The sequence below is a fragment of the Maritimibacter sp. HL-12 genome, from assembly GCF_900177545.1.
Classification (GTDB): domain Bacteria; phylum Pseudomonadota; class Alphaproteobacteria; order Rhodobacterales; family Rhodobacteraceae; genus Sinisalibacter.
On record NZ_FXBQ01000001.1, the window covers coordinates 696,749 to 713,474 of the forward strand.

Below are 16,726 nucleotides of genomic sequence, written 5' to 3' on the forward strand. Positions count from 1 at the left end.
TAGTCTCCAGTTTGTAAGTGTCGCGGGTGTTCCTCCAAGGGTGCAACGCCCGCACGAGAGGCGCGCTATAGACCACATCGGCCGGCTTGGGAAGTGCAAAATACCCCGGAACCGGCCTGGCGGGAGCTTGCGGCCGAGCGCCGCGGGGCGTAGCGGTGGCGCCGATGTGACTCGATGAGAAGGAAGCAGGCGATGTCGGTGGTCATGGCCGCACGAACGACTCGCGCGCCGATGCTCACGCTCGCGGCGGTGGGTGTGAACTGGGGCGGGATCGCCGGGCTGATGCCCGATATCAAGGCCGGGATCGGTGCCTCCGACGCCGAACTGGGGGCGGCCCTGATCGCACCCGCCGTCGGCTCGATGATCGCGCTCGCGCTTGCGCCGCGTTTCGGCCGCGCACTCGGCAACCTCGCGCTGCCGCTGGCCGGTCTCGGCATCGCCCTCGCGGTGCTCACCCCGCTCACCGCGTCCTCCCCGGTCACGCTGGCCTTCGCGCTGTTTTTTACCGGTGCCGCGGTGGCGCTGGCCGACATGACCGCCAACGTGCGCATCGCCCAGCTCGAAGCGCGCCGTCGGATGCACCTGCAAAGCGTCAACCACGCCGCCTTTTCGCTTGCCTTCGGCCTCACCGCGCTGGGCGTGGCCTTCGCCCGCAAGGCGGGTTACGGCCCGGCGGAGGTGTTGCCGGTGCTTTCGCTGCTCGCGCTCGGGTCGGTGCTCATCGCCTGGGAGCGGGTCGATTTGCCGCCGCTTGACGACCCCGAAGATGCCGCGCGCGGTGCTGTGCCGCCGCTTGCCGTGATCCTGCTCGGCGGGCTGATCCTGTTTTCAGGCTTCATCGGCGAGAACGCGACCGAAGCCTGGTCGGCCCTGCATATCGAGCGCACGCTCGGCGGTGCCCCCGGCGAAGGCAGTTTCGGCCCCGCCGTGCTCGGGCTGGTGATGTTCGCGGGGCGGCTCGGCGGACAGGTCGCGGCGGCGCGGATCGGTGAACTCAGGCTCATCCTCACCTCGGCGGTGCTCGGCATGATCGGCGCGATCGTCATTGCCGCCGCGCCGACCAAGCTGGTAGTGATCGTCGGGGTCGGCGTGCTCGGACTCGGCATGGCGGTGATCGTGCCGGCCACCAACTCGATCATCGGGCGGATGGTGTCCGACGAGGCCCGCCCGCTGGCGATCTCGCGGGCCTGGATGGCAGGGCTCATGGGCTTTTTCATCGGCCCTTCGATGATGGGCGGGCTTGCGGAACTATGGAACCTGAGGGTTTCCTTCGCGGTGGTGGCCTTGATCGTCGCGTTGATCGTGCCGGCAGTGCTGGTGCTGACCCGCCAGCGCTGACGCGGCCGGGCTTCACGCTTTCGGGGTGTGCAGATATCCGTCGCGCGCCAGCTTGTCCCAGAGCCGCGCCTCGTCGGGGCGTGCCGCGCGCACGGCGTCGCGCACCTCGTCGGGCACCTCGACCGCGCCACCGGTCGATACGTTCACCCGCTCGAAGGCCACCGCGCGGTTGAACCGGGCTTCGAGGAAGGTCGCCAGCAGATCCTGCCGGTCATACTGGAAGATATGCGTCACCAGCGGGCGTTTGCCCTCGCCCATCAGAAACCTGTCCTGCCGTCCGATGCCGGGGAAGCGCGGATCGCCCGAAAGCGCCGCCGAGACGAAATCGGCAAAGGAAACCTCGTGCGTGCTCTCCGGCCCCTCGGGCTGGGTCGGGCGTTGCAGGTAACGATACCAGCTCACCAGCCGGTCGACCGGCTCGCGCATCACCGCGAAGGTTTCGACCTCGCTTCCCCAGACCTGCCGGATGAAGGCGCGCGGCTTGCCGTTGAAAAGCCCCGCGTTCATGTGGCGTTTGCCGGGCGGGCGGCTGATCTGCATCGCCGCCAGATCGCCCAGCGCCGAAACCACGGCCGAGGAGCCGGTTTTCGGCACTTCGAGAAACACCAGCTTCTGGGCGTGGAAGTAGAGCACCGCGTCGCTCAGTCCCAGTCGCCCGAGAAGCCGCGCGGCACGCGCAGGATATCGCGGGTGACTTGCGTGATGTCGCGGTGACCGCAGAAGGCCATCGACTTGTCGAGTTCGGTGTGGATCACTTCGAGCGCCCGGGTCACGCCCGCCTCGCCCATCGCGCCCAGCGCGTAGACATAGGCCCGCCCGATCATCGTGCCTTTCGCGCCCATCGCCACCGCCTTGAGCACGTCCTGCCCCGAGCGGATGCCGCTGTCGAGCCAAACCTCGATCTTGTCGCCGACCGCGTCGAGCACCGGCTCGAGCGCCCGGATCGACGACACCGCGCCGTCAAGCTGGCGCCCGCCATGGTTCGAGACCACGATCGCGTCGGCCCCGATCTTCGCCGCCATCACCGCATCTTCCGGCTCCATGATCCCTTTCAGGATCAGCTTGCCGCCCCACATGTCGCGGATCGCCTCGACCTTGCCCCAGTCGAGGCGCGGATCGAATTGCTCGGCGGTCCAGGCCATCAGGTTGGACGGGTCCGACACCCCCGAAACATGGCCGACGATATTGCCGAACTGCCGGCGCTTGGTGCCCAGCATGCCCAGCCCCCAGCGCCACTTGGTCGAGAGGTTGATCATGTTGGCCAGCGTCGGCTTCGGCGGTGCGGAGAGACCGTTCTTGATGTCGCGGTGACGTTGGCCGAGCATCTGCAGATCGAGCGTCACCACCAGCGCCGAAACGCCCGCATCCTTGGCCCGCTGGATGATCCGGCGCAGGAAATCCTCGTCGCGCATCACGTAGAGCTGGAACCAGAACGGCTTCTCGGTGTGCTCGGCCACGTCCTCGATCGAGCAGATCGACATCGTGGTGAGGGTGAAGGGCACGCCGAACTTCTCCGCCGCGCGGGCGGCCTTGATCTCGCCATCGGCGTGCTGCATGCCGGTCATCCCGACCGGGGCCAACGCCACCGGCATCGCCACCTCCTCGCCGATCATCGTGCTGCGGGTCGACCGGTTCGACATGTCGACCGCAACCCGTTGGCGCAGCCGGATCTGTGCGAAATCGGAGGTGTTTTCGCGGAAGGTCTGCTCGGTCCAGCTTCCCGTCTCGCAATAGTCGTAGAACATCTTCGGCACGCGACGGCGATAAATGCGGTGGAAATCGTCGATATTGGTGATCACGGGCATGGGCGGTCTCCGGAAACGCTGCCTCCCTGTTACCCGCAGCCGCCGCCGCCCGCAATCACGGGATTGCGCTTGCGCCGCAGGGCAATCCGCGCGATCAGATCGCATGAGCATCGTGGCTTGGGGATTGTTGGCCAGCCTCGCGGCGGGCCTGATGACGGCGGTGGGGGCGATCCCGGTGCTGTTCGGGCGGACAATACCCCGCCAGATGAACGACACCTTCCTCGGTTTCGCCGCCGGGGTGATGCTTTCGGCCTCCTATTTCTCGTTGATCCTGCCCGGGATCGACGCCGGCGAAACCCATTACGGCGGCACCGCGATCGCCGCCCTGATCGCGGCGGCAGGGATCGCGCTCGGTGCCATCGCGGTGGCGGCCATGAACGAGGCGCTGCCGCACGAGCATTTCGTCGCCGGCCCCGAAGGCGGCGACCCGGGCGCGCTCGCCCGGATCTGGCTTTTCGTGATCGCGATCACGATCCACAACTTTCCCGAGGGCATGGCCGTCGGGGTCGGTTTCGGCGGCGGCGACGTGGCCAAGGGGGTCTCGCTTGCCACCGGTATCGGCCTGCAGAATGCGCCTGAGGGGTTGGCGGTGGCGCTCGCTCTCCGGGGTCAGGGCTATTCGCGCGGCAAGAGCTTCTGGGTCGCGCTGCTGACCGGGCTGGTCGAGCCGGTCGGGGGCGTGCTCGGTGCCGCGCTGGTATCGGTCTCGGTCTATGCCCTGCCCTGGGGCCTTGCCTTCGCCGCGGGGGCGATGCTCTATATCATCAGCCACGAAATCATCCCCGAAACCCACCGCCACGGTCACCAGAACCGGGCGACGGTCGGGCTGATGGTCGGGGTGATCCTGATGATGTTTCTCGACGTGGTGCTGGCGGGATGACGCAACGATATTTTGAAGACCTGCCCGTGGGCTTTCGATTCACCACGCAGGCCCGCGCGCTCTCGCGCGACGAGGTTGTGGACTTCGCCCGCGACTGGGATCCGCAGGCCTTCCACCTCGACGAGGACGCAGCCCGGGCCAGCCACTTCGGCGCGCTGGTCGCCAGCGGCTGGCAGACGCTGCTGGTGGCTTTCAACTTGTCGATGGCCGCCGGCGTCTGGAATGAAGCCTCGATGGGGGCTTCGGGAATGGACGAGGTGCGCTGGTACAAGCCGGTGTTTCCCGGCGACGCGATCCACGTCGAGGCGGAAGTGGTGAGCGCGCAACCTTCGGCCTCGCGGCCCAACCGGGGGCGGGTGCGCATCCGCCACGACGTCGTCAACCAGCACGGCGAGCGGGTGGCGAGCTACATCGGCAACCACCTGATCAAGGCACGAACGTAAGGTTCGGCTCAGGCCCTGTGCGCGCCGTCTGCGAGACCTTTGACAAACCCGAGCACCTCGGCCGGGGATTTGCCCTTGCCGATCAGATCGACGATGGCCGACCCGACCACCGCGCCGTCGGCGACGCTGGCGATCTGCTCGGCCGCATCCGGCGTCTTGATCCCGAAGCCGACGATCACCGGCAGATCGGTCTGTGCCTTGATCCGCGCCACTTCGGGGCTCACATCGCCCGCCTGCGCTTCCGCCGCGCCGGTGATCCCGGTGATCGAGACGTAGTAGAGAAAGCCCGAGGTATTGGTGAGCACCTTGGGCAGGCGCTTGTCATCGGTCGTGGGCGTGGCGAGGCGGATGAAGTTGAGCCCGGCCTTCTGTGCCGGGATGCAAAGCTCGTCGTCCTCCTCGGGCGGCAGGTCGACCACGATCAGCCCGTCGATACCGGCCGCCTTCGCGTCTTCGAGAAACCGCGCAACACCGCGATTGTAGATCGGGTTGTAATACCCCATCAGCACGATCGGCGTGGTGTCATCGGACTTCCGGAACTCGGTGGCCATGTCGAGCGTCTTTTGAAGCGTTTGCCCGGCTTCCAGCGCGCGCTGCCCGGCAAGCTGGATCGTCGGCCCGTCGGCCATCGGGTCGGTGAAGGGGATGCCAAGCTCGATCACGTCGACACCGGCGGCAGGCAGGCCGCGCAGAACCTCCATCGAGGTGGCGTAATCGGGATCGCCCGCCATGATGTAGGCGACGAAGGCCTTCTTCCCCTCGGCCCTGAGTTGGGCGAACGTGTCGTCGATGCGAGTCATGACTTGGTCCCTTCCGTCGGTCACGCAGGGTTTGCGACAGGGGCGCGGGAAAATCAATGGCCGACGAAGGGGTCAGGGCGCAGGACCGTCGCACATCACCATCCAGCGGATGCCGAACCGGTCGGTGAGGGTGCCGAACAGCGGCGACCAGAATTGCGGCTCCAGGTCCATGCGCACCTCGGCCCCATCGGCGAGCGCGTTCCAGACCCGCTTGGTCTCGGCCTCATCCGGCAGGGTAATGCTGACATTGCAGCCCGACATCACCGGCGGCTCGCCGAAGGGGTCATCGCTCGCGTAGAGCCAGCCATCGCCGATCGGCAGCCCGCAATGCATCACCGCATCTGCAGGCACGCCCGGCATCTGTGCCTGGTCTTCTGCGGGCATGTCGCCGACGGTCATGAACTCGGGGGTTGTGCCGAAAATCTCGCCATAGAACGACATCGCGGCGCGGCACTGATCCTTGAAAAAGATGTAGGGAATCAGTTTCATTTTCACTCTCTCTCAAAAGCCCGATCTTACCACGCTTGCGCGCATTCACCCAAACCAATAGAACGCGCCGAAACCTAGCGAGGAGAGCGAAATGGGCTTCAAGGTCGGGATCGTGGGCTTGCCCAACGTGGGTAAATCCACCCTGTTCAACGCGCTGACCCGCACCGCGGCCGCACAGGCCGCGAACTTCCCGTTCTGCACCATCGAACCCAACGTGGGCGAGGTGGCAATGCCCGACCCGCGGCTCGACAAGCTGGCCGAGATCGCCGGATCGAAGGAGATCATCCCGACGCGGATGACCTTCGTCGATATCGCCGGGCTGGTGAAAGGGGCCTCCAAGGGCGAAGGCCTCGGCAACCAGTTTCTCGCCAACATCCGCGAGACCGACGCCATCGCCCATGTGCTGCGCTGTTTCGAGGACGGCGACGTGACCCATATCGACGGCCGGGTCGATCCGGTGGCCGACGCCGAGGTGATCGAAACCGAGCTGATGATCGCCGACATGGAGAGCATCGAGAAGCGGCTCGCGAACCTCGTGCGCAAGGTGCGCGGCGGCGACAAGGAGGCGATCCAGCAGGAGCGGCTCCTGAAGGCGGCGCTTGCCGCGCTCGAAGCCGGGCGGCCCGCGCGCAGCGTCGAAGTGGCGGCGGACGACCTCAAGACCTGGCGCGCCTTGCAGCTCATCACCACCAAGAAGGTGCTTTTCGTCTGCAACGTCGGCGAGGACGAGGCCGCCACGGGCAACGAACACTCGGCCAGGGTCGAGCGTCTGGCCGCGGAGCAGGGCGCGGGCGTGGTGGTGATCTCGGCCCGGATCGAAGAAGAGATCAGCCAGCTCGATCCCGACGAACAGGCGGTGTTTCTTGAAGAGCTCGGGCTCGCCGAGGCCGGGCTCGATCGGCTGATCAAGGCGGGCTACACGCTTCTCCATCTCGAAACCTTCTTCACCGTCGGCCCGAAGGAAGCCCGGGCCTGGACGATCCGCGAAGGCACGCTGGCCCCGCAGGCGGCGGGTGTGATCCACGGCGATTTCGAGAAAGGTTTCATTCGCGCCGAGACCATCGCCTTTGACGATTTCGTGGCCTGCGGCGGCGAACAGGCCGCCAAGGAAGCGGGCAAGATGCGCGCCGAGGGCAAGAGCTACGTGGTGCAGGACGGCGACGTGATGCATTTCCTGCACTCGAACTGACAGCGCCCGCGCGGGGTTACGCGCGGGCCGCGACCAGATCCTGCAACGTCCGCCCGGTCAGAAGCTGCGCGCAAGTGCGACCGAGGGCGCGAGTTGGCTGATCATCCGGTCGAGCGCCGTCACCGGCTGTTCGGCGACAAAGATGATATCGTTGGGCCGGAGTTCAAAACGCGTCGCAAGCACGAGGTTGGCCGCGTTCAGGGCATCGAGTTTCCAGGCGTCAACGCCATGCCCGTCGGCATTGCCTCGCAACACGTAGAGCTCCGAGACATTGCCGGTCCGGTTGGGCACGCCTTCGGTCTTGTCGAACAGGGCATCGGCCAGGGTGGCCTTGCGCTCGAACGGCAGGACGAAGCGGTTCTGCACCCCGACCTCGCCCGCGATATAGGCATAGTCGCGCTCGACTGCATCGAGATCGACGCGCGCCCGGTAAGCCTCGCGCTGCTCGTCGAGTTCGTTGCGCCGAAGCTCCACCTCGGTCTGAAGCTGGCGCAATGCTGCATCGCGCGCGGTCTGGCGGAACGTCGCAAGCTGGATCTGCTGGGCGAAATATCCCTGTGCCTTCTCCAGATCGAACTCGGTGTCCACGAAGATGGAATCGCCGTCCTTCAGGACGATCTTTTGCAGGTCCGGGTCATCGAGATAGGATCGCAGGGGGATCTGGTAGAGCGCGCCATCGCGAAACAGCCGGATCGAGGCATAGTCGCGATCCTTGACGGTGACACCTCCCACGGCGGCCAGCGCTTCCGCGAGCTTGGTTGGCTTGAGCGTCAAGGGCACGGTCATGGGTGCGCGCACGGCCCCCCCGATCGAGACCCGTTGCGAATTGAACTCGGCAATCTCGATCGAGAAAGTCGGGTCGATCTGGTTGCCGACCAATGCTTCAAACACCTCGGCTTCGGCTTCTTCAAGAGTCAGCCCGGCAAGGCGCACCCGTCCGATCTCGGGGATCGTGATCGCCCCGTCGTCCTGCACGGTATAGCCCTGACGCCGGTTCTGCGCCGCAAGCAGGCCGGTCAGCGCTTCGACCGTGCTGGCGGTCTCGCGGGTCGAGATCAGGAGAACGTCACCGACACCGATCTGGTAGTTCCCCGGCTGGTACGGCGGCGGCAAACGGGTTGCGAGCCGCGTCGGCCGATCCTCCGGCATGAAGGCCGGTTCGGGAATCGCCCCCGCACCGATCGCGCTTCCCGCAGTGCCGGCGCTGCGGGCAAACACCGCGGGCAAGGTGCGCGGCCGGTAATCCGACTGGTTGGCCACGCCGACGCTCCTGGAGTCGATCGCGATGACGCGAACCTCGCCCACCGCGCTTTCCCCGGCCACGACCTTTGGAGAATTGTAAAGCCCGCCACACCCGGAAAGCGCCACGACCATGGTGGCCAAAAGGAGTTTTTTCATCACGCTTCCGTTCACTGCCTCATCTCGCCGTTTTCTCGATGCACGGCGTTTTCAACCGCAAATAGCATCGAAACCGGGCCGAGGGAATCACCTTTCGCCTTTTGGTTGCACCTCTTGCCGCTTTCCCCGGCAGGTGTGGCGGATGCGCAAACCCGGATGCGGAAGGGCCGGTGCCAATCCGGCATGGCTTGCGTCTGGACCGCGGGCCTTCCCCGTCGAGCCGCAACCGAACCGGGCGGCGGGCATGATCTGCGCCCCTCGCGCATTCTTGCCGATCTGCCACATCGGGTGGTCTTGCCACGCGCACCCGAGCGCGTTTAACAACCGGCGATGACACATCGCTCGCTCGCCCTCTCGCTTTCCCTGGCCTTCGCCGCCCTGCCAGCGCCGATCGCCGCGCATCCGCATGTCTTCGTCGATGCCTCGCACGCGTTGATCTTCAACCCCGAAGGCCAACTCATCGCCGTGCGCAGCACATGGACCTATGACCCGCTGTTCACGCTGCTGATGGTGGAAGACGGCGGCTACGACGCCGATGGAGACGGCGACATTTCCGAAAGCGAGCTTGCGTCCATGCAGGAATGGGACGCCAACTGGCCAGAGGATTTCGGCGGCGACGTCGAACTTGAAACCGGCGGCGCGCGCCTCGATCTCGGCCCGCCCACCGACTGGGCCGCCGACTGGCAAGACGGCCAGGCGGTTTCGATGCACACCCGCGCCCTCGCCGAACCGGTCGACATCGGCGCGGGGCTCGTGCTGCGCGCCTTCGACCCTCTGTTCTACGTCGGCTACTCCATCGCCGCGCTGCCCGTCTTCACCGGCCGCGACGATTGCCGCGCGGACCTGGTCTCGCCCGATACCTCGAAGATCAGCCGCCAACTGGCCGAGGAAATCGCCAACCTTCCCCCCGAAACCGATCCGGAAGAAGCCGGGCTGGGCGAGATCGGCCGGCTCTATGCCGAGGAGCTTCGGATCACATGCGGCGACTGATCTTCGCCCTTGCCGTGATCGCGCTCGGGCTGGGCGTGCTCTGGGCACTTGGAGGCCTCGGCGCCGCGCGCGCCGCGATCTTCGACGCCCAGCGCGAATTTCAGGCCACGCTCGCAGAAGCGGTGCGCGCGCTCAAGGCCGGCAAACCGGGCGCGGTCACCGGGCTGATCGGCCTCGGCTTCGTCTACGGCGTGCTGCATGCCGCGGGCCCCGGTCACGGCAAGGCGGTGCTCGGGGCCTGGGCGTTTTCCTCGCGCGCCACGCTATGGCGGGTGAGCGCGATCACCCTCGCGGCAAGCCTCGCGCAGGCAACGTCGGCGGTGGCGCTGGTGCTCGGCGGGGCACTCGTGTTCGATCTCGGCCGCGAGGCGCTGGTGGGCATTGCCGAGGGGCCGGTGACACGGGCGGGCGATCTCGTCATCGCCGCGCTCGGGGCCTGGCTGGTCTGGCGCGGGTTGCGCGGTTTCTGGAAAATGCAGGCAACCGATCACCACCACCATGGCGACGCCTGCGGCTGCGGCCATGACCACGTCCCCGACCCGGACGCTGCGGCCCGGGCGGGCTGGGGCGAGGCGCTCCTGCTGATCGGCGGCGTGGCGCTCAGGCCCTGCACCGGGGCGCTTTTCGTGATGCTGCTCACGGTTCTGATCGGCGCGCCGCTGGTGGGTATCGCGGCGACCTACGCCATCGGCCTCGGCACAGCCCTCCTCACCCTCGCCGTGGCGCTCACCTCGGCCAGTCTGCGCGACGGGATCGCCGGGGTGGGCGCGGGCAGGACGGCGCACTTGCGCGCCTTCGGGCACGGGGCCGAACTGGGGCTCGGAGCCCTGGTGATCGCGCTGGTGATCTGACCGCGCAAAGGAAGGGCGGCCCCGCGTGGAGCCGCCCTCTCTCGCTGCCCGAGGTGCACCTTCCCGGTCAGCTTTTCTTGATCTCGACCTTCTTGGCGGCAGCGGCCTTCGGCTCCGATTTGGGCACCGTGATGGTCAGCACACCATCCTTGAGGCCCGCCGCGACCCCGGTTTCGTCGGCGTCCGGCGGCAGCCGGAACGACCGGCTGAACGCACCATACTGACGCTCGGTGAAATACCAGGTATCGCCCTTTTCCTCCCGCTCGGTCTTCTTCTCGCCGCGCACGCTCACGACACCGTCGTTCACGGTCAACTCGATGTCATCCTCGGAGACCCCGGGAAGCTCCATCGTGATCGTGTAGGTGTCATCCGCGAACCTCGCGTCCGACGCCGGCGACAAAAACTCGGCAAGCTTCTGCCCGAAGGTGCGGAACGGATCATAGAGAGACGGCCATAGGCCGGTTTGCGATTTCTCAACCATTTCAGCCCTCCTTTCGGTACATATATAGGTGTTTTCACCCCGGATTTTGAGGGATCTGCGAAAACCTTTCGCGGGCGGATTGCCTGCGCAGGCGCGGCGCGCTAAGCCGTTTGCGCAAACATCGAAAGGTTCGAGCGATGATCCTGTGCTGCGGTGAAGCCCTGATCGACATGTTGCCGCGGCAGACCGCGGCGGGCGAACCGGCTTTCGCGCCCTACCCCGGCGGTGCGGTGTTCAACACCGCGATCGCGCTCGGGCGGCTCGGCGCGCCGGCCGGGTTCTACTCCGGCCTGTCCACCGATCTGTTCGGCCAGTTGCTCGACGACGCCCTGGCCGCCTCCGGCGTCGATGCAAGCCTCGCCCGGCGCAGCGCCCGGCCCACCACGCTCGCCTTCGTCACCCTCACCGACGGCCACGCGCAATATGCCTTCTACGACGAGAACACCGCCGGGCGGATGCTGTCGCCCGACGATCTGCCCGCGCTGCCCGCGCATGTCGAGGCGCTGTTCTTCGGCGGCATCTCTCTCGTCGGCGAACCTTGCGGTGCAGCCTACGAAGCGCTGATGCTGCGCGAGGCCGGTGCGCGGGTGACGATGATCGACCCCAACATCCGCCCCGGTTTCGTGACCGACGAACCGGGCTACCGGTCCCGCCTCGCGGCCATGCTCGGCGCGGCCGATATCGTGAAGGTCTCCGACGAAGACCTCGTCTGGCTCGGCACCTCGGTCGGCGACCTGCTCGCGGGCGGCGCGCACCTCGTCTGCCTCACCGAGGGCGCGAAGGGCGTGCGCGCCTTCTGGCCGGGGGGCGAAAGCTTCGTGGCGGCCCGCAAGGTCGAGGTGGTCGATACCGTCGGCGCGGGCGACACCTTCAACGCCGGGCTCTTGGCGGGCCTTTCGCGCGCCGGGCTCCTGAACAAGCCGGGCCTCGCGGCGCTCACCGCCGAGGCCCTTGCCCCGGCGCTGGATCTCGGCGTGGCCGCCGCCGCGATCACCGTGAGCCGCGCCGGTGCCAACCCGCCCTGGGCGCGCGAATTGTGAGGGCGCTGATCCAGCGCGTGACCGAAGCCGCCGTGCGGGTGGACGGCGAGACCTTGGGCGAAATCGGCCCGGGACTGCTCGTGCTGGTCTGCGCCATGGCGGACGACGGCGAGGCCAATGCCGACAAGCTCGCGGCAAAGATCGCCCGGCTGCGCATCTTCAAGGACGAGGCTGGCAAGATGAACCGCGCGCTGCTCGATACCGGCGGCGCGGCGCTGGTGGTAAGCCAGTTCACCCTCGCCGCCGATACCTCGCGCGGCAACCGCCCGGGCTTTTCCACCGCCGCCGCCCCGGCCGAGGGCGAAAGGCTCTATCACCACTTCGCGGACCGGCTGCGCGCCGAGGGCATCACGGTGGCGCAGGGCCGGTTCGCCGCCGACATGAAGGTGAGCCTGGTCAACGATGGCCCGGTGACGATCTGGATGGAAGCCTGACCCCTTTTTCTTGGCGAAAATACTCCGGGGAGTGAATTGGCCGCAGGCCAAGAGGGGGGCAGCGCCCCCCTGTCACAAGATCGAGCGCGCCAAGAGCGCACCGCCTGGCTGCCTCAATCGCCAAACCCGAGACGGGCCTTGAGGGCCGCGAGCACCGCCCGGTCGGACTCGCTCCACTGCGCCTTGCGCGACTTGAACAGCGTTGCCTGGCTGCGATGCACCGGGCTGCCCGCCAGCACCTTGAGGTGATTGGCCCGCAAGGTTTCGCCCGTCGAGGTGATATCGGCGATCGCCTCGGCGGTTTCGTTCTTCACCGTGCCCTCGGTCGCGCCCTGGCTGTCGACAAGCTGGTAATCGGCCACGCCGTGCTCGCGCAGGTAATCGCGCACCAGCCGGTGATACTTGGTGGCAATCCGCAACCGGAAGCCATGCGCCGCGCGGAAGGCCGCCGCCGCCGCGTCGAGATCATCGAGCGTGGTGACATCGACCCAGGCTTTCGGCACCGCGATCACCAGATCGGCATGGCCGAAGCCCATGGGTTCAAGTTCGGCCACCTTCTCGTCCCAGGCCCCCAGTTTCTCGCGCACGAGGTCGGACCCGGTGACACCGAGGTGAATGCGCCCGGCGGCCAGTTCGCGCGGGATCTCGCCGGCCGAGAGCAGAACCAGTTCCAGCCCGTCGATACCCTCGACCGCGCCGGAATATTCCCGCTCGGAGCCGCTCAGCGCCAACCGCACGCCGCGGGCACCGAACCAGTCGAAGGTCTTTTCCATCAGCCGGCCCTTCGAGGGCACCCCGAGTTTCACGCTCATGCCCGCCCCTCCGCGACCTGCAACGCCAGTTCGGGCCGGATCACCGCGCCCACCGCCGGGATCTCGCCGCCTTGCCCGAGCACGCGGGTGAGCGCGTCATAGCGCCCGCCGGTGGCGACCGGGGGCAGATCGGGCCGGGTTTCGGCGTAGAAGCCGAAGACAAAGCCGTCGTAATACTCCAGCGAGGTGCGCCCGTAGGAGCCCTCGAAATCGAGCCGGGTGATATCAACGCCATGGGCGGCCAGCGCCTCGGCGCGGGCGGTGAAGCGGGCCACGGCGGGAGCGATCGCGGGCATGTCGACGGCGAGATCCTGGAGATGCTCGGCGATGTTATCGACGGTTTCGCGCAAGGCCATGAGATCGGTGAGCAGGCGCACCTCGTGGGCCGGGATCGGCGGCGCGGCGGCATCCTCGCGCAGCGCCTCGATCCGCTCGGCGATCTCGGCGGCGGAGCGCAGCCCGATGAGCGGCGCGTCGCAGGCCATCGGATCGGCGCGGGCGAGCAGGTCCGCCCGGCCCGCAGGCGCGGGCGCGCGGCCCGAGAAGCGATCGAGCAGGGTCCGGAAGCGGCGCGGACGCCACAGGTGGCGCAGGAGGGCTGCCTTGCGCCGCGCGGTGGTGGTGAGGCCGGAAATCGCCGCGATCAGCAGGCCGATATCGCCGGTCGCGGCGCGCAGGCCGAGCGGTGCCAGCACCTCGGCGATCAGCGCGAAAACCTCGGCATCCGCCGCCGCCGGATCGGCCCGGTCGAACACCTCGTAGCCGACCTGGAGGTATTCCGGCGCGCGGTGGGTGGCTTCCTCCTGTTTGCGAAAGACCTTGCCGGCGTAGGTGTAGCGCGCGGGCTCGGCCCCGTGCGCCATGTGCATCTGCACCACCGGCACGGTGAAATCGGGCCGCAGCATCGCCTCGCCCACCACCGGGTCGGCGGTGACATAGGCGCGCGCACGGATGTCTTCGCCGTAGAGATCGAGCAGGGTTTCGGCCGGTTGCAGCACCGGGGTTTCCACCCGCACCGCGCCCCTTGCCTCGAAAAAGGCCAGCAGCCGGGCCGCCTCGTCGCGGATGGCGGCGGCGTCAGCCATTGTACTTGTCCCAGAGCGACTTGACGAAATCACACATTTCACCCCGGGGCACCTCGGTTTGCGAGGGGCGATCCTTCCACTCTTCCAACGTCGCGTTCTGCGCGATCTCGGCACCCAGCACCAGGTCCTTGACCTGCACCACGCCGCGCGCCTTCTCGTCGCCGCCCTCGATGATGGCGATGGGCGCGCCGCGCCGGTCGGCGTATTTCATCTGGTTGCCGAAGTTCTTGGGGTTGCCGAGGTAAACCTCGGCGCGGATGCCCGCCCGGCGCAACTCGCCCACCATGGCCTGGTAATCCGCCATGCGCTCGCGGTCCATCACCGTCACCACCACAGGGCCGCGTGCACTGCCGCCGATCCGGCCCTTGGCGCGCAGCGCGGCGAGCAGCCGGTCGACACCGATGGACACGCCGGTGGCCGGCACGCTCTGGCCGGTGAAGCGGGCCACGAGATCGTCGTAGCGCCCGCCCCCCGCCACAGAGCCGAACTGGCGCGGGCGGCCCTTCTCGTCGGTGATCTCGAAGGTGAGTTCCGCCTCGAAGACCGGGCCGGTGTAATAGCCGAGGCCGCGCACCACCGAGGGGTCAATCACGATGCGGTCGGGGCCATAGCCCTGGGCGGCGAGGAGGGTGGCGATCTCGCCAAGCTCGGCCACGCCCTCGGTGCCCACCGCGCTCTCGCCCACGGCGGCGCGCAGGTTGGCGAGCGTTGCCTCGTTGTCGGCGCCCTTCGAGGTGAGGAAGGCGATCACCGGCTCGGTTTGCTCAAACGTCAAACCAACGCCTTCAATGAATGCTCCCGAAGAGTCTTCGCGGCCCGCAGTTAGGAGTTCGCGCACTCCTTCCACCCCGACCTTGTCGAATTTATCAATGGTGCGCAGAACATTGGCTTGCCATTCATCTTTGCGCTTGATGATGTCTTCGGCTCCACCTGAACCGTGGGTTCGCGGCCCGAAAGGGTAGTGCTCATTGATGATTTGCTGTGCGATGGATTCAAGCACCCCGTTCAGAACCTTCCGGTTGTTCACCCGCACCACGTAGTCGCCGCGTGGGATGCCGACCTGTTCCAGCGTATCGGCCAGCATCGCGCAGATCTCGGCGTCGGCGGCCATGCTCGCAGACCCAACTGTATCCGCATCGCATTGATAGAACTGCCGAAACCGCCCCGGCCCCGGCTTTTCGTTGCGCCAGACCGGGCCCATGGCGTAGCGCCGGTAAGGCGTGGGCAGATCATTGCGGTGCTGGGCATAGACCCGGGCGAGCGGCGCGGTGAGATCATAGCGCAGCGCCAGCCACTTCTCGTCGTCGTCCTGCCAGGCGAAAACGCCCTCGTTCGGCCGGTCGACATCGGGCAGGAACTTGCCCAGCGCCTCGACGGTTTCCACGGCGGAAGATTCGAGCGCGTCGAAGCCATAGGCATGGTAGACGGCGGCGATGCGGTCGAGCATCGCCTTGCGCTCGTCCACTTCCGTGCCGAAATAGTCGGCAAACCCCTTGGGGGTTTCGGCCTTGGGCCGGGGCTGCTTCTTGTCTTTGGCCATGGCGTGTCCCGTCGTTACCTCGGGCGCGGTTTAGCCCGGGTGCCCGCGCGGGGCAAGCGCGGCTCAATAGCGGATTTCGCAGATGTAATCGGTGTAGACCCAGCCGCTCGGCCCGGCATAGGACCAATCCTGCATATCCGTCTGCACGATCACCTGCCGCCACTTGCCCCTGGCATAGGGCTCCATGGTGATCAGGAAGGTGCCGGGGCCCAGTTTCATCAGCCGTTGTGAGCCCAGATCGGGCGCGGCCTTGAGCGCAACCCAGTTTTCACCGTTCGGATCGAGATTGCAGGTGACGTATTGCTCGCCGTCATAGGCCAGCGCAGAGGTGGCGATTCCGATCGCGGCGATCGCCAGAGCCAGGCGTTTCATTCTGCCCTCCTTTCGTCGCGGCAAGGCTCGCACCGGCGCGGCACAGGGGCTATGACATGGGTCAAGGAGTGACCCATGACCGACAGACTGACCATGCTGGAAGAAACACTGGCCCATCTCGGGCGCACCGTCGACGAGCTTTCGGAGGTGATTGCCCGGCAGGATGGCGAGATCGCCGCGCTCAACCGCCGCCTTGGGCGGGTGATCGAGCGCGAAGCCGAGCGCCAGGCCGACCAGGGTGCCGAGATGCCCCTCGCCGACCAGAAACCGCCGCATTGGTAGGGATCTTGGCGGTTCCATGCTAGGCTGCGTCCATCGCACACAGGCAAGCACAGGGGGAGCACAGCCGCCATGATCGAGATCCTGAAAATCGTCCACTACCTGTCCCTCGCCGTCGGCATCGGTGGGGGGCTGGCCAACGCGATCATCGGCGCGCGGGCGGCGATATCCGATCCGCCGGTCAAGCCGGTTCTGGGCAGCATTTCCGGAGTGATCGCCAAGACAGCGGGCGTGTCGATCATTCTGCTCTGGCTGACCGGGATCGCGCTGGTCTACCTGATCTTCGATGGCTGGGCGATCCTGCCTTGGGCATTCTGGGTCAAGCTCGCATTCGTCGTCGTGCTGAGCCTGTTGTCGCTGAGAATGAACCTCTACATCCTGCAGGCCGCGCGAACGAAGTCGCCACCCCCGGCGGCGACGATGAAGCTGCTGGGCCGGTTGGCGATCCTGACTTCGATCCTGATCGTGATCTTCGCGGTGATCGCCTTCACCACCTGAGC

20 protein-coding genes are annotated in these 16,726 nt (G+C 67.0%); 10 read left to right on the forward strand and 10 right to left on the reverse strand.

Annotated elements, in window-relative coordinates:
- The first annotated feature begins 192 nt into the window (after nucleotides 1-192).
- On the forward strand, nucleotides 193-1,338 hold the full coding sequence (locus tag B9Y97_RS03605) for an MFS transporter (protein WP_139828220.1): 1,146 nt from the start codon (nucleotides 193-195) through the stop codon (nucleotides 1,336-1,338).
- Between the two features lie 12 nt (nucleotides 1,339-1,350).
- Here the strand turns inward: B9Y97_RS03605 and B9Y97_RS03610 are convergent, their stop codons facing one another.
- Nucleotides 1,351-1,971, reverse strand: a complete 621-nt coding sequence (locus tag B9Y97_RS03610; protein ID WP_176224285.1) for a sulfotransferase family 2 domain-containing protein — start codon at nucleotides 1,969-1,971, stop codon at nucleotides 1,351-1,353.
- Nucleotides 1,972-1,979: 8 nt separating this feature from the next.
- Nucleotides 1,980-3,143 (reverse strand): alpha-hydroxy acid oxidase, encoded by a 1,164-nt coding sequence (locus B9Y97_RS03615; protein ID WP_085525475.1) that lies wholly within the window; start codon nucleotides 3,141-3,143, stop codon nucleotides 1,980-1,982.
- Nucleotides 3,144-3,246: 103 nt separating this feature from the next.
- Between B9Y97_RS03615 and B9Y97_RS03620 the strand changes: the two genes are divergently transcribed.
- Together B9Y97_RS03620 and B9Y97_RS03625 are read left to right on the forward strand one after the other, a co-directional pair.
- Nucleotides 3,247-4,023 carry a ZIP family metal transporter gene (locus B9Y97_RS03620; protein WP_254900840.1) on the forward strand — a complete coding sequence of 259 codons (777 nt, stop codon included), beginning with the start codon at nucleotides 3,247-3,249 and terminating at the stop codon, nucleotides 4,021-4,023.
- Entirely contained in the window at nucleotides 4,020-4,466 is a 447-nt protein-coding gene (locus tag B9Y97_RS03625) for a MaoC family dehydratase (RefSeq protein WP_085525476.1), read from the forward strand. Before B9Y97_RS03620 ends, B9Y97_RS03625 begins: the two co-directional genes overlap by 4 nt.
- A gap of 8 nt (nucleotides 4,467-4,474) precedes the next feature.
- On the opposite strand, the gene trpA is transcribed toward B9Y97_RS03625, so the two are convergent.
- Nucleotides 4,475-5,266, reverse strand: coding sequence for a tryptophan synthase subunit alpha (gene trpA / locus B9Y97_RS03630; protein ID WP_085528082.1), 792 nt, complete (start codon nucleotides 5,264-5,266; stop codon nucleotides 4,475-4,477).
- A gap of 72 nt (nucleotides 5,267-5,338) precedes the next feature.
- Nucleotides 5,339-5,755: a VOC family protein gene (locus tag B9Y97_RS03635; protein WP_085525477.1), complete on the reverse strand. Its 417-nt coding sequence runs from the start codon at nucleotides 5,753-5,755 to the stop codon at nucleotides 5,339-5,341.
- 91 nt (nucleotides 5,756-5,846) lie between these two features.
- Here B9Y97_RS03635 and ychF point away from each other — a divergent pair, with 91 nt between their 5' ends.
- Nucleotides 5,847-6,944 carry a redox-regulated ATPase YchF gene (gene ychF, locus B9Y97_RS03640; protein WP_085525478.1) on the forward strand — a complete coding sequence of 366 codons (1,098 nt, stop codon included), beginning with the start codon at nucleotides 5,847-5,849 and terminating at the stop codon, nucleotides 6,942-6,944.
- Nucleotides 6,945-7,001: 57 nt separating this feature from the next.
- Here ychF and B9Y97_RS03645 read toward each other — a convergent pair whose 3' ends face one another.
- Nucleotides 7,002-8,342, reverse strand: a complete 1,341-nt coding sequence (locus B9Y97_RS03645) for a polysaccharide biosynthesis/export family protein (RefSeq protein ID WP_176224286.1) — start codon at nucleotides 8,340-8,342, stop codon at nucleotides 7,002-7,004.
- A gap of 330 nt (nucleotides 8,343-8,672) precedes the next feature.
- Between B9Y97_RS03645 and B9Y97_RS03650 the strand changes: the two genes are divergently transcribed.
- Nucleotides 8,673-9,332 (forward strand): DUF1007 family protein, encoded by a 660-nt coding sequence (locus B9Y97_RS03650; protein WP_085525479.1) that lies wholly within the window; start codon nucleotides 8,673-8,675, stop codon nucleotides 9,330-9,332.
- A complete protein-coding gene (locus tag B9Y97_RS03655; protein WP_085525480.1) occupies nucleotides 9,320-10,183 on the forward strand; it encodes a nickel/cobalt transporter in 864 nt (287 codons plus the stop codon). Before B9Y97_RS03650 ends, B9Y97_RS03655 begins: the two co-directional genes overlap by 13 nt.
- A 67-nt stretch (nucleotides 10,184-10,250) precedes the next feature.
- Here the strand turns inward: B9Y97_RS03655 and B9Y97_RS03660 are convergent, their stop codons facing one another.
- Nucleotides 10,251-10,664: an Hsp20/alpha crystallin family protein gene (locus B9Y97_RS03660; RefSeq protein WP_085525481.1), complete on the reverse strand. Its 414-nt coding sequence runs from the start codon at nucleotides 10,662-10,664 to the stop codon at nucleotides 10,251-10,253.
- 137 nt (nucleotides 10,665-10,801) lie between these two features.
- Between B9Y97_RS03660 and B9Y97_RS03665 the strand changes: the two genes are divergently transcribed.
- Together B9Y97_RS03665 and dtd are read left to right on the forward strand one after the other, a co-directional pair.
- Nucleotides 10,802-11,704 (forward strand): carbohydrate kinase family protein, encoded by a 903-nt coding sequence (locus B9Y97_RS03665; protein ID WP_085525482.1) that lies wholly within the window; start codon nucleotides 10,802-10,804, stop codon nucleotides 11,702-11,704.
- Nucleotides 11,701-12,138 (forward strand): D-aminoacyl-tRNA deacylase, encoded by a 438-nt coding sequence (gene dtd / locus B9Y97_RS03670; protein ID WP_085525483.1) that lies wholly within the window; start codon nucleotides 11,701-11,703, stop codon nucleotides 12,136-12,138. Before B9Y97_RS03665 ends, dtd begins: the two co-directional genes overlap by 4 nt.
- A 113-nt stretch (nucleotides 12,139-12,251) precedes the next feature.
- Here dtd and hisG read toward each other — a convergent pair whose 3' ends face one another.
- The 4 genes from hisG to B9Y97_RS03690 form a co-directional block, all read right to left on the reverse strand.
- The gene (gene hisG / locus B9Y97_RS03675) at nucleotides 12,252-12,950 is read right to left on the reverse strand and encodes an ATP phosphoribosyltransferase (protein WP_085525484.1); all 699 of its coding nucleotides are present in this window, start codon (nucleotides 12,948-12,950) and stop codon (nucleotides 12,252-12,254) included.
- A complete protein-coding gene (locus tag B9Y97_RS03680; protein ID WP_085525485.1) occupies nucleotides 12,947-14,035 on the reverse strand; it encodes an ATP phosphoribosyltransferase regulatory subunit in 1,089 nt (362 codons plus the stop codon). Before B9Y97_RS03680 ends, hisG begins: the two co-directional genes overlap by 4 nt.
- The gene (hisS, locus tag B9Y97_RS03685; protein ID WP_085525486.1) at nucleotides 14,028-15,575 is read right to left on the reverse strand and encodes a histidine--tRNA ligase; all 1,548 of its coding nucleotides are present in this window, start codon (nucleotides 15,573-15,575) and stop codon (nucleotides 14,028-14,030) included. Before hisS ends, B9Y97_RS03680 begins: the two co-directional genes overlap by 8 nt.
- 63 nt (nucleotides 15,576-15,638) lie before the next feature.
- A complete protein-coding gene (locus B9Y97_RS03690; protein ID WP_085525487.1) occupies nucleotides 15,639-15,947 on the reverse strand; it encodes a hypothetical protein in 309 nt (102 codons plus the stop codon).
- Nucleotides 15,948-16,022: 75 nt separating this feature from the next.
- On the opposite strand from B9Y97_RS03690, the gene B9Y97_RS03695 reads away from it, so the two are divergent.
- Both B9Y97_RS03695 and B9Y97_RS03700 read left to right on the forward strand, forming a co-directional pair.
- The gene (locus B9Y97_RS03695; RefSeq protein ID WP_085525488.1) at nucleotides 16,023-16,229 is read left to right on the forward strand and encodes a SlyX family protein; all 207 of its coding nucleotides are present in this window, start codon (nucleotides 16,023-16,025) and stop codon (nucleotides 16,227-16,229) included.
- A 69-nt stretch (nucleotides 16,230-16,298) separates the two neighbouring features.
- Nucleotides 16,299-16,724, forward strand: a complete 426-nt coding sequence (locus B9Y97_RS03700) for a hypothetical protein (protein WP_085525489.1) — start codon at nucleotides 16,299-16,301, stop codon at nucleotides 16,722-16,724.
- The last annotated feature ends 2 nt before the right edge of the window (nucleotides 16,725-16,726 follow it).